A 24043-nucleotide genomic window follows, 5' to 3' on the forward strand; every position below is an offset into this window, starting at 1 on the left:
GATTCCTTTGCAAAGATAGGTAGAGTGTCAAGATGACGATGATTCCGAGAGGCGTTGAGCAGATTACAAAATCCCGAGCGCACGGCGCAAATTCAGTTTCGCCAGCTCCGCATCGTAACGGGCATTATTGAAGTTGTTGTGCGTCGTGATTCTGAGCTCTTCGGCTTTCAACACTTCGGTCTGCGTGGACAAGCCCTGCCGATAGCGTTCGCGGTTGACCCGCAAATTTTCATCGGCTTGAGCGATCGCTTGTTGGCTGACCTCTATACGCTTTTCGGTTTCCTGAATGTCCAGCCAGGCGCGCCGGACTTCAAGTCCGATCATGCTGGCCATATCATCCCGCTGTGCCTGCAGTGCCAACGCCTGTCTATTGAGCGATTTGCTTTGGTGATGGGTGCCGCCGTCGAGTTTCCATTCCATGCCGACATTGACCATCCACATGCCTTCGAAGGCCATGTAACGGTTTTCCTGGTATTGATAGCCGCCGTTGACCGCGACTTGCGGTAATAGGCCGGCTTGAACGCTTCTGGCTTGTTCTTGCAAGGCGGTGATTTGGCTGTTTAATGCGTTAAGCTCAGGACGTTGGGCGAGCGCCTGGGCAGATAATTCGTCCGGTGCTCCGCCGGGCTGTTTAGGAAAGCGTTCTTCCAGTTCGACAGGGTCGTCGAGTCGGCGATTCAGTAAGCGGTTGTATTGCGCTTTGGCGATATCAAGCCGGTTGCTGTATTGCACGACGAGTTGCCGGGCATTGGCGTATTCGACTTCGGCGGCCAGTCGGTCGTTTTTCGACACCATGCCTTGGCTATGTAAGCGTTCGACATCGGTGGCGTTAGCTTTCAGCGTTTCGGCGTGGCTTTTCGCTACTTGCAGTGCGCTTTGCGCGCGTAATACGGACAGGAAAGTTTCGGCGATCTGCAGTTTAATCGTCAATGCGGTTGCGACTTCATTTTGTTGTGTCGCCGATAAGGCGGCTTCGGCTGCATCGATACCATGGCTGATGCGTCCGCTTGTAAAAATGGGGACCGATGCAATCACTTCGGCTTGGCCGCTGCCGGCTTGCGACATTGGAAATTGAGCTGCTTGGCCTTCAATCTCGGTTTTCGCGGCGGGGGTTTCGCTCAATTGAGTATAGCCCCCTTTGATGTTGAGCGAGGGTAGGCGTTGATTTTGGGCCGAGTACAGTTGTTGTTCGGATGCCTCGGTATCGGCCTTGGCCGATTTAATTAGGTGGTTTTGGTTCAATGCCTGCTCGAAAGCTTCTTCTAGTGTTTCTGCTTGAACGCAAAAAACCGGCAATATTGCCAACAATACACTGTATTGTTTAATGCTAATCGGTCGCATTCAAAACACCTCGCAGGTAAAGCGCAATAACTTGGTCGACCAAGAGGCGCTTTTGTTCGGGAGAGGGTGGTGCACTGATGCCGAGCAAGCATTGAAAATGCAAATCGCCTTTGAGCAGGCTGAAAAATGCATCGGCCGCAAATTCAATATCGGGAATATCAATGTGCCCGCTAGTTTTCAAATTATGGAGATAATGCTCCAATTGAGTTAGTGCTATTTTAGGCGCGCTGTCGTATACGACTTGCCCAAGTTCAGGAAAGTCTCGGCATTCGGCGATTACGAGCCGGTAGATTGCCAGGGCCTCCTCGGTAAAAATCAAATCGATAAATGCTTGGGCGATTTCACGAAGATTTTTTTTGATGTCGTTCGAATCGGGTGTGATTTCGGCCATGGTGTCCAGTAAGGATCGGCACAATTCAAAAATGACCGCGGAAAAAAGCGCGTTTTTATTATCGAAATGTTGATATAGAGTCGCTTTAGAAACCGGCGCTTCTTTGGCGATTTTGTCCATGCTGACTTGATGAAAGCCATGTTTTAAAAACATGCGGGTCGCGCCTTCGATGATCGCTTCTCGTTTAGGCTCACAGGGTTCCGATGACATAATTAGGCTCAAGAATAGATTTATCGGACAATACTAAACTAAACAGTTTAGTTTTAAAAGAGGCTATTATTATTCTACAAAAAGCATTTCACCATGAAGATTATGAAGAATAAGGAGTAAATTCAATAATTTGTTATGCGTTTGTATGGAACTTTCGCTCACCCAAGAGGTTAGCGTGAATGTTTAGGTATTCTCTTGAAATGCTCCATGAACTTCATGTGCTTCATGGTTAAACTATCGAATTTAGGATTCTGCTCGGTGATGATTTCTTACCGTCGATATCCACGCCAATGAGTAGGCAAGGCTAGTTTCTTATGCGGTTTTACGGTTTATTATGGCGAACTTATTTCTTTTAGAAGTAATGCTAGATGTAGCCGGTCCGGTATTTCTAATTTATTGAAAATAGAGGTTAAATGGGCTTTGACCGTTCTTTCGGATATGTTGAGCTTGGCTGCGATTGCTTTGTTGCTTTCGCCGGTTTTGATAAGCTCGGCTACATCTAATTCGCGTTTAGAAAGCAGGGTTAATTTATTTTCAACATCCTGCCGGTGATGTCGATTTTTTCTTATGTCTCCGCTTAACTCTGACAGTGCATTGATTAAACGAGGGATTAAATGTCTTTGTATCCAGATATCCCCTGTCAATAGGTGGTTCGCAGCTTTCAGGAGTAATTGGTCGACGGTATCCATTTCGCAATAACCGGAACATCCGGAAGCCAAGGCTTCGATTTGATTGTCGTCGGACCAATTTTGGCCTATGACAAGCACTTTAAGGTTTAGTTGCGCTAGTGAAACTAACGTGGAAAAACTGGAATCGAGAAGTTCCGCATCGATAACGACCAAGTTGATAGCCGCGTGAGCGGTATTTTCAGAAACTTTGTTCAGATCATGCAAAATTTTGATTTTATGTTCCTTACTGAGGATGCTCGCCCAGCGTTCGGCTTGATTTGGAGCTTCGGATAAAATAATAATATGTGCCACTTTTGCCTGATTCCTTAATTAATCGCCGGCATAAGATTTGCCTATGTAATAGCTCTCGCGTTTAGGAGGGCTTGCGATCGGCTTGGATGCTTGGATTAATTTGTTTCGATTATACCGGCGAATGACAATATAAGGTACGAGTTATGATTTCTTCATGCAATTCGATGGATTAATTTTTACTTTCTCTGTGGTCGGCAATCGGAACAAGTCATGTGTACAGAGGTATAGGGTAGTATCTGTGAATGTGACTTTAGAGTGAGAATAGGGTCGATAATGATTTCTCAAAATACAAAATAATACCTGATTAGCAAGATGCTTCAGCTTGCCGAAGCCAAGTGTCCGAGCTGGGGTTAGTCGTAGTCGCAAAAACTAAAATATGCTGTTACCCAAGCTCCAGCTTGGGTAACCTGTTCAGGAAGCTCTAGCTTCCCGATAATCAAGAAAGATTTAACGAGCGAGCGAGTCGGGGGTGATTGAAAATGCGCGGAGGTTGTGTCGGTCTCAGGAAGCTCTTGCCCTGAGCGCAGCCGAAGGGGGAGCTTCCGGTGTGTCTTTCCCAAGCTGGAGCTTGGGAAAGAGCGTGATGTGGGTTGGCCGTTTTTAGCTTGACGCGCATGTCTTGCGAACCCCGACCTGCTAGGGATATGCTGATCTTTGGGCTTTAGCTGAAGAAACTTGCTAATCAGGAAATAATATGCCCCGAACGACTATTTTCTTGATCAGAGGTGAAACTTCCAGCTTCCTGATAGTCAGAATAAAACTTACAAAATGCGTTTTACCATGAAGGTCATGAAAAACAATGAGTTAATTCAATGCTTAGGATAAAACCTTTCTTTCTGTCACTTGCTACTGTGGTCTGCTTTGAATTCTAAATCGCTCAGTTTTCGTTTATTGGTTTCCGCCGGCGTCGTCTTAGCCTCGTTTTTTATATTGGTTGCCATCGTCTTGGAGCAAGGCTATCGAGAAAGCGCCGAGCAAACGCTCCGGGAAAACTTAAAAATTCAAGTTTACTCGTTGTTGTCGGCTGCTGAGCTGACTCGAGCCGGACGAATCAAGATGCCCAAAGAGTTACGAGAGCCGCGCTTCTCGAATCCAGGGTCCGGCCTTTATGCTTGGATACAGCCGGTCGATGCGGATGTCGTGTGGTTTTCCCCTTCGGCAATCGGTTTGACCGCCTCTTCAGCACCGGACATGGATTCTGGTCAATTTGTATTTTTGCTCGACGAACAGGGTCGTTATGTATTGCATTACAAAGTGATTTGGGAAAATCACCGAGGCAAGGAGCAAAAATATATTTTCAGCGTAGCCGAGGAAAGTATGTTTGTCGCTAAGCAAGTCGATCGATTTAAAACGGCATTAGGTTCTTGGTTGCTGGCGATGGGCTTGATTTTAATTTTGATTCAATTTTTAGTCCTGCGCTGGGGCTTGAGTCCGCTTCGTTTGATCGTAAGAGACCTGGAGTCGATCGAACGAGGAGAAAAGTCTCTTCTTGACGGTAGTTATGCTACTGAATTGCGAGGATTGGCTGGAAATCTTAATGCGTTGATTAGCAGCGAGCGGGCACATTTAGAACGTTATCGCAATACGTTGGCCGATTTGGCTCATAGCTTAAAGACCCCGCTGGCTATTTTAAGGGGGAGTATTGATTCGCCGGTGTTGGATAAAAAGACTGTACACGATCAGATTTCTCGTATGGATGAAATCGTGGAATATCAACTGCAACGGGCAGCGGCTAAGGGCGAAAAGAAGATAACCGGCACAATGGATGCTGCTATGGGAGTTGATAAGATTATAGCGTCAATGAAAAAAGTACATGCGGATAAGCCAATTGTTTTTGAGATCAAAAAGCCTGATAAATTTAAGATTTATTGCGAACAAGGGGATTTTTATGAGATCGCCGGTAATTTAATCGACAATGCTTGTAAATGGTGCGATAAAAAAGTCAGGGTTAGTATTTTGAATAAAAATCAAATCAAACAAGACGGCTTTTCGTTTTTATTGCAAATCGAAGACGACGGCCCGGGAATTCCTGTAGATCATCTAAACGATATTTTTAAACGAGGCGTCCGGGCCGACCAAAATACCGATGGGCACGGGATAGGCATGGCGGTGGTTAATGAAATCATCGATTTGTTGGGAGGGCAATTGTTGGGCGATAAAAGCCAAAGTTTGGGCGGCATGCGCTGGAGGGTTTATTTGCCGTAAAATTTATATGAGGTTTTCAGTTAATAATTTATACTGTTAGCTAAACTTCTTTAAACTATTTCTATAGTTTTTTGGCTAAATTAAAGTTTCTCCGGGGATGTATCCATGAACGAACCTAAATTATCATTTCCTAATGAATTAACTGAAAATGGCAATAAACCGGAATGGAGCGGCGGGATTTACTCGAGACTTAAAAAAGAGCCGCAAATGAATTGGGATAAAAATCCGGTCGATATTACGGGTTTTTTAAAAAAAGAACCGCCTGCCTCGACAGTTGAGGGTGAGCCGGTCGATTGGAAAGAATATGCTGTTCCCGAAATGAATGAAAAAGAAAAATTACTGAACGAATTGTTGCTGGAAAAAGATAAAACCATTGCGGCCAAAGATGAAATTATCGATTTACAAAGGAAGTTGATCGAGCAATTGTTGAAAGACCGCTAAGGTTGAATCATTAACCTTCTCGGCGATAATGCTTTTTCGATAATTGAATGTGATGAAGGGATCAGGGTAAACGCATTAAAATAATTAATATATCAATATGTTATCTTGTTGCTTAGAACGCTTAGTCAATTCAGTTTAACTTATGGTACCCCTCCCCGGGCCCCGTTAGGCCGCGCCGAGCACTGGCGATTTTGCCGAGAATAGCCCGTTAGGGGAGCGGCAGGGATGCCGCTCGTTTTCGGAGGGCTAAGGATAGCCCTTCCGAAAACCCTCGGCAAAATCGTCAGCGCGCAGGATGCAGCGGCCTCCGGGTGTCTGCTGACTCGCGCCATCCGGGCGCTCGCACTTCGTGCGCCTTTGGCGTCCCAATCCGCTCCCGGCGGATTGGTCTTTTGGATACTTTTCTTTGGACAAGCAAAGACAAAATCGCCTGGAGCGATTTTGAACAGCTTTAGCTGGCCCGCGGGGCGAAACCCAGGGATGGGTTTCGCAGCAGTATCGCGGTTGTCGGTCCGCGAACCGACTACACATAAGCGTCGCGATAGCGACACAAAGCGTTATTTAAATCCTATAGTTAACCAAGAAAAAGGAATATTTTAACTATCTGATTTTCTATAGTGGTTTAATGCGTTTGCCCTAATGAAGGGATAGGGTGGCGAGACAAGTACATTGGATTTAGTTTAGCAAAGTAAAATAAATTCAAATTTACGGTTGAATTAAACGAATGATTCAAGGATAATGCCCGTTCTCAGCCAATCAGGCTGTTAAGTAATTATGGTAACCGTGTCGGTCCTCCCGCAACGATACGCTGTAAACCCCGCCAGGCCCGGAAGGGAGCAACGGTAGCAGCGGATTCGTGTGCCGGGATGCGGCTGGCAAGGTTACCGCCCAATCTTAAAGTAACCTTCTCTCCGAGTCTGTAATGACTTACCAGGTTCTCGCCAGAAAATGGCGGCCTCATAATTTCTCCGAAATTGTTGGTCAAGAACATGTTGTCAAATCGCTGATCAATGCATTGCAACATGATCGTCTACATCATGCCTATTTATTCACCGGTACGCGCGGCGTGGGTAAAACCACGATAGCTCGAATTCTCGCCAAGGCCATCAACTGCGAAAACCTTCAAGGTCATAATCCTTGCGGCGAATGTAATGTCTGCATTCAACTCGACCAGGGCCGCTTTCTGGATTTAATCGAAGTCGATGCCGCTTCCCGAACCAAAGTCGAAGATACCCGAGATTTGCTCGAAAATGCGCAATATGCGCCGAATAGCGGTCGTTACAAAGTCTATTTGATCGATGAAGTCCATATGCTGTCGGGGCATAGCTTTAACGCCTTATTGAAGACGCTCGAAGAGCCCCCGCCGCACGTCAAGTTTTTGCTGGCGACTACCGATCCGCATAAAATTCCGGTGACCGTGCTATCCCGCTGCCTGCAGTTCAACTTGAAAAGAATGCTGCCGGAGCAAGTCTTCAAGCAAATGGAATTTATTCTTCAGCAAGAAGGCATCGAATCGGAATCGGCGGCACTCAGATTGCTGGCACGCGCGGCCGACGGGAGTATGCGCGACGGTTTGAGTTTGCTCGACCAAGCGATTGTTTATGGCAATGGCAAGGTTGGTCTCGACGATGTGTGTTTGATGCTTGGAACCATTGCTCAACATCCCGTCAACGATTTGCTGACCGCCTTGGCTGCTGCCAATGCGCAGGACATGCTTAAAGTGATCGGCGAAATGGCCGATTTGACTCCCGACTTCGGCGATGTATTGCAACAAATTTTGCAAGCGCTGCATAGGATCGCGCTTTATCAAGCGGTGCCCGACTCTATCGAACACGAGTTCGATGCGGATATGATTGTCGAGTTGGCTAAACTTTTCAGCCCCGAGGATATTCAGCTTTATTATCAAATTGCATTGATCGGCCGGCGCGATTTGGATTTAGCTCCCGATCCTAAAAGCGGTTTTGAAATGGTCATGCTGAGAATGCTTGCCTTTAAGCCTTCCTCGTTGCAGACGTCAACTACATCGGTCCCGCAACCGGCATACAGCGAGCCGGCAAAAAAACCTACAAATAAATCCGTTCCATTGCTCAAGGGTGCCGAACACGCTATAAAACCCACGGACGCTTTTGAGCCCGGTCCGTCCGGACCGGATACAAGCCAATGGGCCGACATGATAGCCGCGATGAGGATCGGCGGAATGACTCGCGAATTGGCGAATAATTGTGTGTTGCAAAGTATTGATGATAAAGTCTGTACATTGCTGCTCGACCCGGGGCATAAGCAATTAAGCGGCGCCCGAACGGTAGAGAAATTACAAAAATCGCTGCAGGATTTTTGCGGCAAACCGATCAAGCTCAACATTATTACCGAGAAAGCCGAAGTCGATACGCCGGCGGTACAATTACAAAAAGACCGAGAAGATTTGCAGCGTTCGGCGGTCGAGGCTATCGAAAACGACGAGACGGTACATGCGCTTAAAGAACGATTCGACGCCAGAATTTTGCCCGGAACGATAGAACCGGTCGCTCAACAAGACAGGAGAGACACATGAAAAATGCCCTAGGCTCATTAATGCAACAAGCCCAAAAAGTGCAGGAAGAATTGAAAAAAGCCCAGGAAGAACTTGCGCTAATGCAAGTACAAGGCGAATCCGGCGGTGGCCTGGTAACGGTCGTGATGACCGGTAAACGGGAAGTGAGAAAAGTCAGCATCGATGACTCGTTGGTCGGCGACGACAAGGATATGCTGGAAGATCTAGTGGCGGCAGCAATTAATGATGCAGTTCATAAAGTTGCTAAAATGAAGGAAGAAAAAATGTCCGCATTCACTTCCGGTTTTCCGATGCCTCCCGGTTTTCAAATGCCGTTCTGATATGATCAGGCAGGGATTGCTCGGGCAATTGATTTCGGATTTATGCGCCTTGCCCGGTGTCGGCCCTAAATCGGCGCAGCGAATGGCGTTTTATTTGTTACAGCGAGACAGGGATGGAGCTATACGATTGGCTGAAACGTTATTATCGGCCAGCAAAAAAATCGCATATTGCGAACAATGCAGAACCTTGACCGAGGACAAGCTGTGTCGGCTGTGTGCCGATAAATCCCGCGATTCATCGATGGTTTGCGTTGTTGAAAGTCCGGCCGATGTTTGGGCGGTCGAGCAAGCAGCAACTTTTAAGGGCGTTTATTTTGTGTTGCATGGACACCTATCTCCGCTCGATGGCATCGGTCCCGAAGAAATTGGATTGAATTTACTGGAGAATAGATTGGCGGCAGGCGATGTCGGCGAAATTATTTTAGCGACCAATTCGACCGTCGAAGGCGAGGCGACCGCACATCTGATTGCCGAGACGGCGAAGAAATATCAAGTCAAAGCCACGCGTATTGCACATGGCGTGCCGATGGGCGGCGAATTGGAGTATATCGACAGCGGCACGTTATCGCACGCGTTTAACGGACGCCGTCAAGTTTGAGGAGCTTACGATGACAGATTGTTTGTTTTGCAAAATGGTGAGCGGCGAGATCAAGCCGGATACGGTTTATGAAGACGATAAAGTCTTGGCGTTCAGGGATATTCATCCGCAAGCGCCGGTTCATATCTTGATCATTCCGAAAATTCATATTGCCACGTTGAACGAGCTTAACGATGCCGGCTTGGCCGGTCATCTATTACTGACCGCAACGAAGTTGGCGGCTCAGGAAGGCTTGTCCGAGGACGGGTACCGGACCGTCATTAACTGCAACGAGCATGGCGGCCAAGCGGTCTATCATCTTCATCTGCATTTGCTCGGCGGACGTTCGATGCGCTGGCCGCCGGGGTGATGGGTTCGCAATAAACTCTTCGCATAATGCCAAGTCGTCAGAATTCGATCGGCAAGAAAAAACTTGCCAGGTTAGGACCAATAATGAAATCATCAGGCCCTCGTCAAGTTAATAAAAACAGGAGGGGGTATGAATATTTTCGATGACAATTCATTATCGATAGGCCGTACGCCATTAGTGAAACTAAACCGTATCGCCGGCAACAAGGCTACGGTATTGGCCAAGATAGAAGGCCGGAACCCGGCTTATTCGGTCAAATGCAGAATCGGCGCGGCGATGATTTGGGATGCCGAACAACGTGGCATCTTGAAACCCGGCATCGAAATCGTCGAGCCGACCAGCGGCAATACCGGTATTGCCCTGGCTTATGTCGCCGCAGCGCGCGGTTATTCATTGACGTTGACAATGCCTGATACGATGAGTATCGAACGGCGTAAAGTCTTGGCCGCGTTCGGCGCCCAATTATTTTTGACGCCGGGCGCCGAAGGCATGAAGGGCGCGATTCAGCGCGCCGAAGAAATCGTGCAAAGCGATCCGGATCGTTATTTTATGCCGCAGCAATTTAAAAATCCGGCCAATCCCGCGATTCATGAAAAAACCACCGGCCCTGAAATTTGGAACGATACCGACGGCAGTGTCGATGTTTTGGTTAGCGGGGTCGGTACCGGTGGAACGATCACCGGTGTGTCGCGCTATATCAAACAGACCCAAGGCAAAAATATCTTGTCCGTCGCGGTCGAGCCGAAGGAAAGTCCGGTGATTTCGCAAAAATTAGCGGGTCAAGAGCTGCAACCGGGGCCGCACAAAATTCAAGGTATCGGCGCCGGCTTCATCCCGGATACGCTCGATTTGTCAGTCGTCGATCGGGTCGAACAGGTCGAAAGCATGGAGGCGGTTGAGATGGCTAGGCGATTAGCGCAAGAAGAAGGCATTCTTTGCGGAATATCCTGTGGCGCGGCTATGGTCGCGGCGATTCGGGTAGCCGAACAAGACGAATTTGCGGGTAAAACCATCGTCGTGATCCTGCCCGATTCCGGCGAACGCTATTTGAGTTCGGTGTTGTTCGACTCCCTTCATTAAATCAGGCTGAAACCCGTCTATCGATGCCGGTCGGTGCGTTGATCGATATTCACAGGCATGGCAAAGGCGAGGGCAAGGTTATTGTCAATTTCGATACTTCGGAATGGGCCGGCCCAGGCCATTGGACCGGCTATTATTCGTTAGGAATTCATCCGTGGTTTATCGAAAGGCAAGACTGTAAGGCGGCCCTGCGAACTCTAGAGTCCGCATTGGCCGATGCGAAATTATTGGCGCTCGGCGAATGCGGTCTCGATCGATTGACCGGCGCGCCTTTTTCCGAGCAAGAATCAATCTTCATCGCGCAGCTTGAGCTCGCCGAGCAATCCGGGAAACCGGTCGTGATTCATTGCGTGCGCGCCTTCAACGAATTACTCCGTATCAAATCGAAACGAAAATCCTCGGCGCCTTGGATCGTGCATGGCTTTAATAATAAGCCTTCAATCGCGGCGCGCCTGGTCGATCGGGGGTGTTATCTATCGTTCGGAAAGGCTTTGTTGCATCCTAACAGTAATGCCGCTAAGGTATTGCCCGCCGTGCCCGAAGACCGGATTTTTCTGGAAACCGACGATTCCGGTTTGGGCATCAATAGCATATACCGGGCTGCGGCGGCTATTTTGCAAATCGATTTGCCCGAACTTCAACAACGCCTCGAAAACAACTTTAACCGAGTTTTTTTACATGACTGATTTGAGCTGGCTGTCCCGTACCGAATTATTGATCGGGCCGGCCAAACTGGAGAGTTTGCAGAAGTCCCATGTTTTAGTGGTCGGCATGGGCGGAGTCGGCTCGTTCGCGGCCGAATTCATATGCCGCGCCGGTGTCGGCGAAATGACCATCGTGGACGGCGATGTGGTCGAGGCGAGCAACCGTAATCGTCAATTGCCGGCCTTGGCGACGACGCTCGGACAATCGAAAGCCGATCTCATGGGCGAGCGCTTGCTTGCGATCAATCCCGAGTTGAAATTGCACGTTAGGCACGAGTTCATCACGCCCGATACCGCGCCCGAGATATTGGACACGCCATACGACTATGTAGTCGATGCGATCGATAGTTTGACGCCGAAAATTACGTTGATACAGGCGGCTAAGCGACGCAAGATGAAGATCGTCAGTTCGATGGGGGCGGGGGGTAAGCTTGATCCGACACAAATCAAAGTGGTTGATATTTCCAAGACCTATCATTGTCCATTCGCACAGTTCATTCGGATTCGCTTGCGAAAAATGGGTATCCGGAGCGGCGTTAAAACGGTGTTTTCGCCCGAGGCCGTGATCAAGGAATCGTTGATGATGACCGAAGGTAGTCGGTATAAAAAATCCGCCTACGGAACGATCTCGTATTTACCGGCGGCTTTCGGCGGGGTCTGCGCATCGGTCGTGATACGCGCTTTAATGCAGAAACAAGCACTCGACTCGAAAAAAGGCTTAATTCTAGAAAAAGCATTTCACCATGAAGAACATGAAGGTAATGAAGAAAAAAACAAAAAATCAACGAACTAATTCTTCATGTCACTTTATAGTTAGTTCGTTATATTGAATACTTTCACTGACTCAGCAGGACCGTGGGAATCAGTAGAGTAGGTCGGGTTAGCGCTAGCGTAACCCGACATTTTGTCCATCGATATGTCGGATTACGACTCTGTCTAACCCGACCTATCCGGCTGGATACCGGCAATCCATGCCGGACCGAGGGTGGCTGTTAACTTAATGGTAGTGAAGCAGAACGTGTGAATCTTAGGGGAAGTTATTAGAACCACAGGCCGGTGATATGTCGCCTTGGGCTTCTGACAATTCGATCGCCGAGCCGAGCTTGAAAATCGATCAATTCCGGATAGGCCATGGCTCGGAAGGTTCGGTCTTTTTCCAGTTCGAGTAGGCGTTTTACGCGTTCTTCGGTTGGAGGATGACTGCGAAGTAGTGAAGGGGCTGAATCGCGTCCGCCGGGGAAGAAAATTCGTTTCCAGAGAGAATATGGAGCGTGTTCGATTTTAGTCAACGCCGAGGCTAGGCCGCGAGGATCCCCCGTGACTTCGGCCGCACATAGGTCGGCGTCGAATTCTCGGGTTCTCGATAGTGCCAGTTGGGTCAAAGCGCTGATATAGGGTGCGAAAATCATCAGCAAAATTAACGGCCAGTTAAAACGGGCTTCGGTCAATAAAATAAACGGTAAATTGATCAATAAGACCAATTGCCCGAACAACGATAATAAGCTGGTGCCGCGGCTGAATAAATCCGCCAAGCCCATAATCCAAATGTCGTTATTACGGATATGGCCGGCTTCGTGGGCCAGTACGCCTGCCAATTCGCGCAGGCTTAGTTGGCCGAACAAGCCGTCGGTTAAGGCGATGGCGGCATGGTTTTGGCTTCCGGTCGTAAAAGCATTGAGCGTGCTGCTCGGTACGCGGTACAAAACCGGTAAAGTATTCAAGCCCGAGCGCTGGGCGATTTGCAGTAATAATTGATAGAGTTCAGGCGCTCTGTCCGGCGTGATCGGAATTGCGCCATAAAGGCTCATCAGCCAATGCGGGGACAGAGTCGGATTCAAAGTGACGACCAGCAAGCAGGACAATGATAATGCGATCAGTCCATCCAAGCCGGCAAATTGCCAACCTAGCAAGGCCATGTAGCTTGCCATCGATAAGAGCAGAATCAAGGAGTAAAAACGGTTGGCGATCGTAGGGCGTTTCATAACTTTGCTAAATTAACAAGATGATCATCAATTGTGCCGCCATGATTCTGAGAATCATGACTAAGGGATAAACGGTTGCATAGGCGATCGAGACAGCAGGAGAAGGACTAAGCCCGTTAGCAAAAGCCAAGGCCGGCGGATCGGTCATGCTGCCGGCCAACAAGCCGCATAGCGATAGATAATTTAGCTTAAAAAATAGTCGTGCAATGAAACCGACGAGCAGCAACGGCAATAGCGTAATCAATGCCGCGCAAGCCATCCAAAAGAAGCCGTCGCCTTGAATTAGCGTGTCGATGAAGCGATCGCCGGAGTGCAGGCCCACCGCCGCGAGAAACAAAACGATTCCCATATCCTTGAGAATAATGTTCGAGCTTTTCGGCAAATGCCAGGTCATTGTGCCCCAATTGCCGATGCGGCTCAATACGATCGCAACAATTAATGGTCCGCCGGCTAGGCCTAATTTGACCGCCGAAGGCATGCCTGGAAGCCATATCGGCCAACTGCCGAGCAATATGCCGAGGCCGATGCCGATGAAGATCGGCACGATTTGCGGATGATTCAACGTTTCGAGCGAATTACCCAGTAGTTCCTCGAGGCCTGCTAGGCCTTCCTTGCTGCCGACAGCCAGTAACTCGTCGCCGAAATGCACATGCATCGCGCCGGTCGGCGTAAATTCCACGTCGGGTCGATGTATCCTCGATATTGTGACGCCGAACAAAGCGCGAAGGTGTGCGATCGATTGACCCACGGCCTTTTTGTTAGTGACGACGAAACGCCCGGTGTGGAGGTTGCTGCTAATATCCTGAATGTTAACGTTGGCCTCCGGGCCGATCAACATTTTTAGTTTTTCCAATTGTTTCGGGCTTCCAACTACGCGAATCGAGTCGCCGGTATACAGTCGGCTGTCAATTGAGGCAACAGAGACTTGACCGTCATGCAGTATTCGAGTTACTACGACGCCCATGGCTTCGAAAAATGAAATCTCGCCGATCGCGATATGATTAAGATTCGAATTTTCGACAGTTAGATCCTTCCAGACCGGTGCTTGAGCATTGGCCCGCTGAATGCGGGAGAACAAATCGGCTTCGTGCTGAATCATCACGTTGAAAACCCGCTTGATCAGAAGCATGGATAGAATGATGCCGATAATTCCGAACGGATAGGCGACCGCATAGCCCATGCCGGGGAGTTTTAAGGTTTCTGCATCGATCGTCGGTAAACCGCCTAACACTTCTTGAGCCGCTGCAAGCGACGGTGTATTGGTCGTCGCGCCCGAAAATAGACCGACTATCGCGGCAATCGGAATATTTTCGATCAGCCCGATCGACACGGCCGTTAGGGCGCCAAGCAACACGATCGTCGCGGCTAAGATGTTTAACAAAATGCCGTGATGATAAAATGCATGAATAAAGCCGGGACCGACTTGAAGTCCGATTGCATAAACGAACAGAATGAGTCCGAATTCCCTCAAAAAATGCAGGATTTCGGAGGAAATGGTGATCTCGAAATGGCCGAAAGCTAATCCGGTAAACAATACGCCTGCAATTCCTAGGTTAAAGTTAAAAAGTTTAAGGCGGCCTAGAGCTAGCCCCGACGCGGAAACTAGGCTGATGACGATTAGGCTGTGCGGGACCGATTCTTCGCTGAAAAGCTCAATAAACCAATTCATAGAAAACGAATGACTCCCTAAATGCGCGACTAAAAAAATTGGTTAAAGGCATGGAGTGTGACAGACGAGGAGCCTATCTGATAAATTCTTATAGTTATTAAGGATATGGCCGCATATTACCAAGAGATTCTGGAATTTAGTAGTTAGAAGCTTGGCGTTAGTTTGAGTGTTACCGGCATTCTCGCAAAATTGAGCTTATGCTGGCTTGTTATTAGGCGACAGCCGGTTAAGATGAAGGTCGACAATAAAATCTGCCGAAGTCTACTCTTCATCTTCGTAAATTTCATCTCCTCGATAAGCTTGCTCGATTTTGTTTCGGATAGACGGAAACAAAAAATATTTTTCGTAATAGAGTCCTAAAATAATAACGGGTATCGCGATGAATACCGAACGTCCGACTTCGCCTTCCACCGCAATCGTCAGTCCTGCCGTTAGGAAAAGAAAAAAACCGATTAAGTAGAAGCGAATACCGAGTAGCGTTCCGGTTAGGAACATGGTATGAGCAAGAATGATGTGAATAATCAAGCCGGTTGCTTCGGTTTCGATAATGCTGGCATGCCAAAGTAACATGATTAGCATTACCGCCATGAAAGCACTCAGCCAAAAAATCGATTCGTATTTTAGAAAATGCGGCGTATTTTTTCCGCTTTGCAGTGCCGATGCTTGTTCGCTAATAAACGAGCTAATAAAAAAAATCGGCGTCATCGTCAACCAGTAAAAAAGCACCGCTCGTTCGGATAGGTAACCGATCAGGTCGCCGATAAAACACAATCCGATTAGGCCTAGAAAAATAATTTCATGGAGGTAGATATTCCGGATAATGCCGTCTATGTTCCAAGGTTTTTTTTGTCGGCTCATGAGTGAGTTCCTAACGATTAGATTAGTCGCTAATATACGGCAAAAATAGTTTTTTAAAAACAATGTCCGCGATAGCGGTAAATGTTCAACGTAGCCAACTTTTTTCTTATGCACAGTCTACCTTTGACTTCTTTAGGATTTGGTCATAAATAATTTCCCTGTTTTATGGCGTAGGTATCTACACAGCCAGCTCCATGCTGGTCCCTCACCTAGCGTTAGGTGAGGGATCGAGCCCGAGGCCTCCTCCGGCACTGCCGAAATTTGAAGTGCGAAAGGTATATATGTAAAAGCCGATTGGGCGTTAAAATGGTCGGCCGATTCGAAGTAGTTTGTGAAAAACTGCTTGTCGGCATTACCCGTTCTTTTCTATTCGAGGCTTCTGAATGAATCTTGAAGTATTTTTAGCGTTGTTTAGCTTGATGCTAATTTCGTTGGCTGTATTCATGGTGGCGCAAAAAGCCCGCATTCCTTATACCGTGCTGTTAGTGATTGTCGGTTCGTTATTGGTGCCCTCGTCGCGGGTCGAAGCCTTCGCGTTTATCAATAGTTTCGAGTTGACTCCCGAGTTGTTGTTTTTCGTATTTTTACCGATTTTGATTTTCGAATCGGCTTATAACATCAAAATCGGCGACATGATTAACAATATCCGGGCGATCAGTTTGCTGGCGATACCGGGCATGTTGGTGTCGACTTTTTTTATCGGTATTGCCGGTTTTTATGTGTTCAGATGGATTGGCTTTGAAGTGCCGATTATCGTGACTTTATTGTTCGGCGCGATCATTTCTTCGACCGACCCAGTCGCGGTATTGTCTTTATTTAAAGATTACGGCGCGCCGAAAAGACTCACATTGATTTTCGAAGGCGAAAGCTTGTTTAACGACGGTACCGCGTTCGCTATTTTTTTGGTATTTCTCGAAATTTTATTGCACGGCTTTGCCGGATCAACCTCGATCGCGAACGGTTTTTTGAATTTTTTCATCATGCTGTTCGGCGGAATTATGTTCGGTTTGTTGATGGGGTTTATATTCGCGAAACTAATCGAGTGGGTCAAAGGCCGAGAGCATTTGGAAATAACGCTGACGTTGTTGGTTGCGCATTTTACGTTCATTTTGACCGAGGTGATCTCCGAGCATATTGTGCTTTTAGGTCAGCAGCTTCGCTTCTCATCAATTATCGCGACCTTGGTCGCGTCGATGGTGATCGGTAATTTCGGCCGGTTCAAAATGTCGCACGGCGTCGAAGAATATATGGAAAAGTTTTGGAGTTATTTCGGTTTCGTGACGAATTCGCTGGTTTTCATCTTAATGGGTTTGTTGTTCGTCAAACAATCAATTGATTTGCATGTTGCGATTCTGCCTATATTACTGGCGATTGTTGTCGTGATGCTGGGACGTGCGTTGTCTATTTATCCGTTGCTGGGGTTGTTGAATCTGACTCGGAAGGAAGAGCCGATTCCCGTTTCCTGGATGCATTTGTTGTCCTGGGGTAGTTTGAGAGGATCGTTAGCGGTCATCATGGTCTTATTGATTCCTGACGATGCGGCCTTGCCGGGTTGGACTTATGACTTTTCGGTCAAGGATTTCGTTACTGCAATCACGATCGGTTGTATTTATTTTACCTTGTTGGTCAAGGCGACTACGATCGGTAAAGTGATGCACGCGCTCGGTATCGACGCATTGACGGATTATGAAGAAGTCAGTTATTACAAAGGTAAGGCATTGATATATGATGAAGTCTTGAGCTCTCTGGAACGTTTGTTTCAAGATAGAAAAATCAGCGAGGAACAGTACAAGGCGATGCGCGATAGTTATCAGCGTTTACATGACCAGGCTTTGAGCGAATATAAAGGCAAGTTTCCGAATGCCGCGGAATTGACTGAGAAGTTACTGCGTATTTTTGTGCTGGGCATGGAAAAGAGCGAATTGAAAGAAATCTATCATCGCGGCGACATTAATGAGAAAGTCTATAAAAAAATTCTCAATTTGCTGGATATTCAAATGGCCCGTATCGAAAAAGGACATTCTCAGTTAAATAAGTTGGACGAGAAGTTTCCGGTGGACGGAATAGAGCGTCTGATCAATGGTGTGCGAAGATTGTTATTTTTGTCGTCGCAGAATTTGCAGCCCCAAGAGCTTTATATTTATTACCGAACTCAATATCAAATGCTCGAAACGGTGGTCGGAAGATTGGAAGGCTTGCAAGATAGCAGTCTAGGCGAGATTTTCGACGACGCCGATGCATTGTGCCGAACTATCGATCTATACAAAGCGTTGGCTGCGAATACCAAGCAAAACCTCGATAAGATGATTGAGTCGAATTACGAATTGTTAACGGATTTCAATTCGGTTAGCGGGCAAAAAGCGCTCGATGCCCAGCAAATGGAAACGCTGGACAAGTTGAGTAAAAATGAGATTATCAGTAGCAAATTGTACATTATGTTATTTAATGAGCTACGAGAAGGAAGGAAATAGGTGAAAGGTGAAAGAGGAAAGAGGGAGCTTGACAAGTAGTTAAAATACCGCATCATTCACTATTCACCGATCACTACCCGTCAATTTCGAATAATTGTTGAACCGACCCTTGAAAATCGGAATCAATGTAGAGAAGAGAGTTTTATATCGATTTGGATGTTATCCAGCTAATTTTGCGGAGAAGATCATGAGACGAATCTATTTTTTGGTTCCGGATATTGCTATCACTCATAAAATTGTGGACGAACTTAAGTCCGAAGGGATCGAAGAGCGCCATATTCATATTTTGGCGAAACGCGATACGCCGCTCGAAGGTTTGCCTGAAGCGGGCGTGACGATAAAAACGGATTTTCTTGCTGCTGCCGAGCGTGGCGCTGCGTTGGGCGGGTCGACAGGAGTACTAGCGGGGTTGGTGGCATTACGGTTTGCTGGTTTTGCGATTGCCGGGGGGCCTTTATTGGGCGTACTTTTGGTCGGCGCGACTATTGGTTCTTTGATGGGAGGGCTTTCGGGGATGAATTCGGGTAATTCTCGCTTGAGGCAATTTGAGGAAGCTATAGAAGCAGGGCAGCTGTTAGTGTTGATAGATATAAATAAAAATGAAATTGATGAAATTAGTCGGTTGATTAAAATGCACCACCCAACCGCCGAGTTCGAAGGAATTGAGCCGATTATGCCCCCTCCTTACTGAAATATTATTCAACTTTGCGGGGATGCTTCGATAACGGTAAGCATACCCCGCACCCTCAGTAAGCTAGAGCGATTTTCAGTATGAAAGGGTTAGGCCACATACGCATCAAGCCAAGCCACTTCCTCGCTACTAGGGATTTTGTAATAAATAACCTTCTGGAACTATGAGCTTTGTTGAGGGTTTGGTAACTCCCTTGACAGGCCCAGCACCTAAATGAAATTACCCAAAATAGTTAACCATGGCCAATGGGGGCTATGGAATTCATCCAGCACCTAAATTAGTCATGATATTAAACATAGCCAATCGGCTATGGAATTTAGGTGCTGGATTTAGGTGCCGGCGTTCCTCGAAGCATATCCCACGCCTTAAGATCAGCGAAACTGATCAAACTGGGAATTACTGGCTTCAACTGATTTTTTAGGCGTATCGGAATTCGAGGTTGTGAATGCGGAAAAAGTATCGATTCAATGCTTTTTTGCTGTTTATTATATTCTTGAAAAATAAGTAAAATATTTTTTTTAAAGGGTATTTTGAGTTTGTTGTTTCGGGCGTTTGCTTTGCATCGCTCTACGACTTAATGGATAATGGCGGCCTTTGTGCAAGCGAACTCGATTTTTCCTTGCGATTTTCCTTTCGTCATTTAGGATATATTCTGTGAAGAAAATGCCGCCTATCCGATTTATTCCTTTAACCCTATTTTTCTTGTTATTACCGGTATCCGCGTTTGCTTCGGTCGCCGGGCTTGAAACGATCAATTTGACCGATCATGCAGTCGGTTATTTTGCATTATTGATATTTGTCGTTGCTTATGTGCTAGTCATACTCGAAGAGCAAACCCATTTGCAAAAATCTAAACCCGTGCTGCTTGCGGCCGGTATCATTTGGGCGATGATCGCCTATGTCTACGCATCGCACGGCCTGAATGAAACGACCGAAGAAGCGTTGCGCCATAACTTTTTGGAATATGCCGAGCTTTTTTTCTTTTTGTTAGTGGCGATGACCTATATCAGTGCGATGATAGAGCGGGATGTTTTTCAAGCATTGCACTTCTGGTTGGTTTCTAAAGGTTTCAGTTATCGGCAAATGTTTTGGATGACCGGTATTCTCGCCTTCTTTATCTCGCCGATAGCCGATAACCTGACGACCGCGCTGATTATGTGTACCGTTGTGATGACGGTCGGTGCAAGCAGGCCGGAGTTTGTCGCGATATCCTGCGTCAACATCGTAGTGGCCGCGAATGCCGGTGGCGCGTTTAGTCCTTTTGGCGATATCACGACGCTGATGGTTTGGCAAAAAGGCATTATCGACTTTGGTGACTTTTTCAAGCTGTTTATTCCTTCACTCGTCAACTTTGCCGTGCCTGCCGCGATCATGCATTATTTTATACCGGTGGGTTTACCAACTTTACCGGAAGAGGATAGCGCCGAAATCAAACATGGCGGTTTAGTCATCGTCGGTTTGTTTTTAGGGACTATTGTAACGGCCGTATTGTTTCATCAGATTTTGCATCTGCCGTCGGCGTTCGGCATGTTGACCGGTTTCGGTTATTTGAAATTTTTCGGTTATTACCTGCGCATGAAACATCGACGCGAGTTTTCCAGTTTCGATTCGGTTCCGGGCAGCGAAGGGCAAGGGAGCGGTTTCAATGTCTTCAGCCAGATTGCTAAAGCCGAGTGGGATACGCTGTTCTTTTTTTACGGCGTCATCATGTGTGTCGGCGGCTTGGGCTTTATCGGTTATTTGAGCATCGCCTCGGAATTCATCTACGGCGAATTAGGCGCGACTTACGCGAATATTATCGTCGGCGTGATGTCTGCGATTGTCGATAACATTCCGGTTATGTTTGCAGTATTAACGATGAATCCCGACATGCCCGAAGTACAATGGTTGCTGGTCACATTGACTGCGGGCGTCGGCGGCAGTTTGCTGTCGGTCGGTTCGGCGGCAGGTGTCGCGTTGATGGGGCAGGCGCGCGGCAGTTATACCTTTTTCAGTCATCTGAAATGGACTCCCGCGATCGCGTTGGGATATGCAGCCAGTATCGGCGCGCATATGCTGATTAACGGTTGACCTATAGTTTCCCATAGAGATGCAAACTAACGCTTTTGTTTTGCTTCGACACATTAAGCTCGTTACATTTGGTTTGCATCTCTGCCGGAGTAAGCATTAAAAAAATCCGATTATCATCGCCTGAATCGCTCTTTCGTCGACACCCTTGACGCCGTATTTGTTGTACCAGTGCGAATATTCGGTACCAATGTAAATCGTGTCGTTTTTCCAACCGGCCAAATTGCCGATATCGACCAATAACTGCGGCTGAGCCAGAATGTTGAAGTTTCCCGATGTATTGGTATTTCCGGTTCTGAAGTCGGTAAAGCCTCGAAACTTAAAATTGATGCAGCCTATTGTGAAAGGTAGGCTCCAAACCGGCGTAAATTGAAAGCCGTAGCGGCCGCTAACATCGTCGGCTTTATAGACGGTCACGTCGAATTGCAGATAATCGAATAGACTGTTTGCAAGGTCGAAGCTTAAACCGAACATGTAGGCCTTAAAGTGGTCTTGTACCGGTAGATTGCTGATATTAAGGCCTAGCGCTAACGAAATATCCTTGATCGGACCTAATGCCAGATTGAGCCCGGTTACTTTATTCCAGCTTAAATAGGTGTAGACCTCGGCATAGACTTCGGTACCGACATCGTCGCGGGGCATGACGTCGACAAAGAAAAAATTGGTACCATATTGCCAGCCATGGGCATGTTCGACCGTGACCGTCGTTCGTTTCGGCTCGCCAAATTCGAAATCTCCTCCGTACAGCAACTGAACATTGCTCGCGGTCCAGTCAATCGCGTGAACAGGCAAGGCGCAACAAAGTAGCAGCGCAGACCAATACGCTGCTACTTTTGCCATGTTACTTCCAAATGCTGATGATATTCGTAAAATCATCGGTCCAGGGCCGCATGTCGAAATACAACGGCATTTTTTCCCAGCTTCCGAGTCGACTGGCGATGAGCGGGTTCAATAGCTTCTCGTCTTTCGCCATCACGACCCAATCGGTGGCCGTGACCAACGGAATCGAGCCGTCCGTTTTAAATTCCTGAATCAATGCGGCTAATTGCATTTGTTTGGCATGGTCGGCCAGCACTTTCTTCAAGGCCAGATGGCGATTGGTGATATGAAACGCCAAAATACCATTCGGTTTGAGTTTTTCGAAATACAAATCGAGCGCTTCGCGTGTCAACAGGTGGGTTGGTACGGCATCCGAGCTGAATGCATCCATGATCAAAAGATCGAACTTGCGGTCCGGTTCTTCCGCCAGAGATAGTCGAGCATCGCCGATATTATGGGTCAAATTGCGGGCACAGCGTTTCAGATAAGTGAAATAGTCCGGATTTTCGGCTATTTCGACGACCAGCGGGTCGATCTCGTAAAAAGTCCATTGTTGATTATCCTTGGCGTAACAAGCCAATGCGCCGGCGCCGAGGCCGACCGCACCGATGACCCAATCGCCGTTTTGCTCGTCATAGCTTTTAAATAACTGGCCCATCGGCCCGGGGCGGCTGTAATAGGTCAACGGAACAGTTTCCAAATGGGCTGCCAAGCGTTGCGCTCCGTGCTTGGTCGTGCCATGAAACAGCTCGCGGTATTTTTCCGGACGGTTTTGTTCATCGAGTAAAACATTTTCACGCACAGACAGTACGCCAAAGAAGGTTCGATCCTGAAAAATCGTGTTGGACACCAAACCATGCAAACCCTGCGTGAAGAAGATTAATGTTCCCGCCAGCAAGGCCAAAGATAAGGGCTGATTTCTGAACGCATAAGTCAGGCCAGCCAATAGAATCAAGCCTGTGCCGATCGTGTCGAGATATTGCGGCAGATCGTCTACCGTTAAATAGATGATCAATCCGCAGGCAATCACGATGGCCGGAAAAACGGCTTGCATAGTCCAGCGGTAACCGGTCGAGATATCCAATCCGGGGCGCAGCAGTAATGCCGCAATGATCATGATTGGATATTCGTAAACCGCATTGAAAACGAACGGTGCGACAAAGGTGTTGAACATGCCGCCGAGCATGCCGGCGAACGACATGATCAAATAAAAGTCGGTCAAATGCCGCGTATGGGGGCGTAGTCTGGCTAGTTCGCCGTGACAAACCATGATGGCCAGGAAAAAGGCGGTCGAATGCAGTACCAGATCGAGCCAATAGGGCAAGATTGCCGGATTGATGAACGAATAAGCGATAAAGGGTAGCAATATTACCGGCTGCAGTGCCGTCATGATCGGATGTGTTTTTAGGTTCCATTTCGAAAACACGATGATGAAAGACAGCAAATAGAGCGTTAGCGGAATGATCCACAGCAACGGCACCGATGCGATATCGGTGCTGATAAAGTTAGTCAAGCCCAACAGTAAGCTCGAAGGCACGAAGGCCAAGGCGAGCCAATGCAGGCGGGTTTTGTTGTCGAGCTCAGGGGACAGCAGGATGTCTTCCTGTGCCGATGCGTCCGTTCGCGGCGTGTTTTGCCACAAGCTCCACCCGCAACCGGCAATCATCAAACATAAGACTGCATAGCCGCCGCTCCAAACGATTTGTTGCAAAGCCAATCCGATATTCGGTTCGATCACAAATGGGTAGCTTAATAAGGCCAACAGGCTTCCGGCATTGCTTGCGGCATAAAGATAATAAGGGTCGTGACTGGTGTGGTGGCCGACTTGCGCGAACCATTTTTGCAACAGAGGCGCTGTGGTCGAAACGACAAAGAAGGGCAGGCCGATCGCCAGGAAAAGTGTGCCAAGCAGCCATAACGTCGGGTTGCTCTCGGTCGGAGGCGATAGATCATCCGGCAAAGCGACCGGCAATATCAACAGGCTGATCAATAGGACGGCGGCATGGATCTGAAGCTGTCGCCGAGTGTCTTGGCGAGTCGATAAAAAATGCGCATACATATAGCCTAGGAATAGGATGCTTTGATAAAACACCATGCAGGTATTCCAAACCGCGGGCGTGCCGCCCAATTTAGGCAAAATCAGCTTGCCGAACATCGGTTGTAGGCTAAACATCAGTGTGGCGCTGGTGAATAGCGTCGCGGCGAAAAGCAGAATGAGCGAGAGTCTGCGGTCTTGTAAAGAGAGTGACGGGGTGTTCATTATTATTATCGACTGTAAGAGTATGCTGTTTCGAGTGCGCTATGATAAAGCATTTT

General features: G+C 47.7%; 20 protein-coding genes and 1 other RNA gene. 13 read left to right on the forward strand and 8 right to left on the reverse strand.

Annotation, left to right across the window (positions count from 1 at the left end; all coding sequences use genetic code 11):
* Positions 1-63: 63 nt before the first annotated feature.
* From WJM45_RS07605 to WJM45_RS07615, 3 genes are all read right to left on the reverse strand, one after another.
* Positions 64-1341 carry a TolC family protein gene (locus WJM45_RS07605; protein ID WP_341328359.1) on the reverse strand — a complete coding sequence of 426 codons (1278 nt, stop codon included), beginning with the start codon at positions 1339-1341 and terminating at the stop codon, positions 64-66.
* The gene (locus WJM45_RS07610; RefSeq protein WP_341328360.1) at positions 1328-1942 is read right to left on the reverse strand and encodes a TetR/AcrR family transcriptional regulator; all 615 of its coding nucleotides are present in this window, start codon (positions 1940-1942) and stop codon (positions 1328-1330) included. The genes WJM45_RS07605 and WJM45_RS07610 overlap by 14 nt, the downstream gene beginning before the upstream one ends.
* Positions 1943-2274: 332 nt before the next feature.
* Positions 2275-2922, reverse strand: a complete 648-nt coding sequence (locus tag WJM45_RS07615) for a response regulator transcription factor (RefSeq protein ID WP_341328361.1) — start codon at positions 2920-2922, stop codon at positions 2275-2277.
* Positions 2923-3783: 861 nt separating this feature from the next.
* Between WJM45_RS07615 and WJM45_RS07620 the strand changes: the two genes are divergently transcribed.
* The 10 genes from WJM45_RS07620 to WJM45_RS07665 all read left to right on the forward strand — a co-directional run bounded on the left by WJM45_RS07620 (position 3784) and on the right by WJM45_RS07665 (position 11963).
* Positions 3784-5127: an ATP-binding protein gene (locus WJM45_RS07620; RefSeq protein WP_341328362.1), complete on the forward strand. Its 1344-nt coding sequence runs from the start codon at positions 3784-3786 to the stop codon at positions 5125-5127.
* A gap of 105 nt (positions 5128-5232) precedes the next feature.
* On the forward strand, positions 5233-5568 hold the full coding sequence (locus WJM45_RS07625; protein ID WP_341328363.1) for a hypothetical protein: 336 nt from the start codon (positions 5233-5235) through the stop codon (positions 5566-5568).
* A gap of 784 nt (positions 5569-6352) precedes the next feature.
* Positions 6353-6449: signal recognition particle sRNA small type (gene ffs / locus WJM45_RS07630), an RNA gene on the forward strand.
* Positions 6450-6490: 41 nt separating this feature from the next.
* Positions 6491-8119 (forward strand): DNA polymerase III subunit gamma/tau, encoded by a 1629-nt coding sequence (gene dnaX / locus WJM45_RS07635; protein ID WP_341328364.1) that lies wholly within the window; start codon positions 6491-6493, stop codon positions 8117-8119.
* On the forward strand, positions 8116-8439 hold the full coding sequence (locus WJM45_RS07640; RefSeq protein WP_341328365.1) for a YbaB/EbfC family nucleoid-associated protein: 324 nt from the start codon (positions 8116-8118) through the stop codon (positions 8437-8439). Before dnaX ends, WJM45_RS07640 begins: the two co-directional genes overlap by 4 nt.
* A 1-nt stretch (position 8440) precedes the next feature.
* On the forward strand, positions 8441-9037 hold the full coding sequence (gene recR / locus WJM45_RS07645) for a recombination mediator RecR (protein WP_341328366.1): 597 nt from the start codon (positions 8441-8443) through the stop codon (positions 9035-9037).
* Between the two features lie 10 nt (positions 9038-9047).
* Positions 9048-9386, forward strand: a complete 339-nt coding sequence (locus WJM45_RS07650) for a histidine triad nucleotide-binding protein (protein WP_341328367.1) — start codon at positions 9048-9050, stop codon at positions 9384-9386.
* A gap of 129 nt (positions 9387-9515) precedes the next feature.
* On the forward strand, positions 9516-10466 hold the full coding sequence (gene cysK / locus WJM45_RS07655) for a cysteine synthase A (protein ID WP_341328368.1): 951 nt from the start codon (positions 9516-9518) through the stop codon (positions 10464-10466).
* Between the two features lie 23 nt (positions 10467-10489).
* On the forward strand, positions 10490-11152 hold the full coding sequence (locus WJM45_RS07660) for a TatD family hydrolase (RefSeq protein ID WP_341328369.1): 663 nt from the start codon (positions 10490-10492) through the stop codon (positions 11150-11152).
* Positions 11145-11963: a tRNA threonylcarbamoyladenosine dehydratase gene (locus tag WJM45_RS07665; protein WP_341328370.1), complete on the forward strand. Its 819-nt coding sequence runs from the start codon at positions 11145-11147 to the stop codon at positions 11961-11963. Before WJM45_RS07660 ends, WJM45_RS07665 begins: the two co-directional genes overlap by 8 nt.
* 247 nt (positions 11964-12210) lie before the next feature.
* Here the strand turns inward: WJM45_RS07665 and WJM45_RS07670 are convergent, their stop codons facing one another.
* The 3 genes from WJM45_RS07670 to WJM45_RS07680 form a co-directional block, all read right to left on the reverse strand.
* Positions 12211-13152: a zinc metalloprotease HtpX gene (locus WJM45_RS07670; protein WP_341328371.1), complete on the reverse strand. Its 942-nt coding sequence runs from the start codon at positions 13150-13152 to the stop codon at positions 12211-12213.
* 7 nt (positions 13153-13159) lie between these two features.
* Positions 13160-14821 (reverse strand): putative transporter, encoded by a 1662-nt coding sequence (locus tag WJM45_RS07675; RefSeq protein ID WP_341328372.1) that lies wholly within the window; start codon positions 14819-14821, stop codon positions 13160-13162.
* 261 nt (positions 14822-15082) lie between these two features.
* Positions 15083-15679 carry a hypothetical protein gene (locus WJM45_RS07680; RefSeq protein WP_341328373.1) on the reverse strand — a complete coding sequence of 199 codons (597 nt, stop codon included), beginning with the start codon at positions 15677-15679 and terminating at the stop codon, positions 15083-15085.
* Positions 15680-16062: 383 nt separating this feature from the next.
* On the opposite strand from WJM45_RS07680, the gene WJM45_RS07685 reads away from it, so the two are divergent.
* The 3 genes from WJM45_RS07685 (at position 16063) to nhaD (ending at position 20911) form a co-directional block, all read left to right on the forward strand.
* Positions 16063-18150 (forward strand): sodium:proton antiporter, encoded by a 2088-nt coding sequence (locus WJM45_RS07685; RefSeq protein ID WP_341328374.1) that lies wholly within the window; start codon positions 16063-16065, stop codon positions 18148-18150.
* 109 nt (positions 18151-18259) lie between these two features.
* A complete protein-coding gene (locus tag WJM45_RS07690; RefSeq protein ID WP_341328375.1) occupies positions 18260-18841 on the forward strand; it encodes a DUF1269 domain-containing protein in 582 nt (193 codons plus the stop codon).
* Positions 18842-19504: 663 nt separating this feature from the next.
* A complete protein-coding gene (gene nhaD, locus WJM45_RS07695; protein ID WP_341328917.1) occupies positions 19505-20911 on the forward strand; it encodes a sodium:proton antiporter NhaD in 1407 nt (468 codons plus the stop codon).
* Between the two features lie 96 nt (positions 20912-21007).
* Here nhaD and WJM45_RS07700 read toward each other — a convergent pair whose 3' ends face one another.
* Positions 21008-21748 carry a DUF5020 family protein gene (locus WJM45_RS07700; protein WP_341328376.1) on the reverse strand — a complete coding sequence of 247 codons (741 nt, stop codon included), beginning with the start codon at positions 21746-21748 and terminating at the stop codon, positions 21008-21010.
* 1 nt (position 21749) lies between these two features.
* On the reverse strand, positions 21750-23987 hold the full coding sequence (locus WJM45_RS07705) for a fused MFS/spermidine synthase (RefSeq protein WP_341328377.1): 2238 nt from the start codon (positions 23985-23987) through the stop codon (positions 21750-21752).
* Positions 23988-24043: the final 56 nt, after the last annotated feature.

The organism is Methylotuvimicrobium sp. KM2, assembly GCF_038051925.1.
Classification (GTDB): domain Bacteria; phylum Pseudomonadota; class Gammaproteobacteria; order Methylococcales; family Methylomonadaceae; genus Methylotuvimicrobium.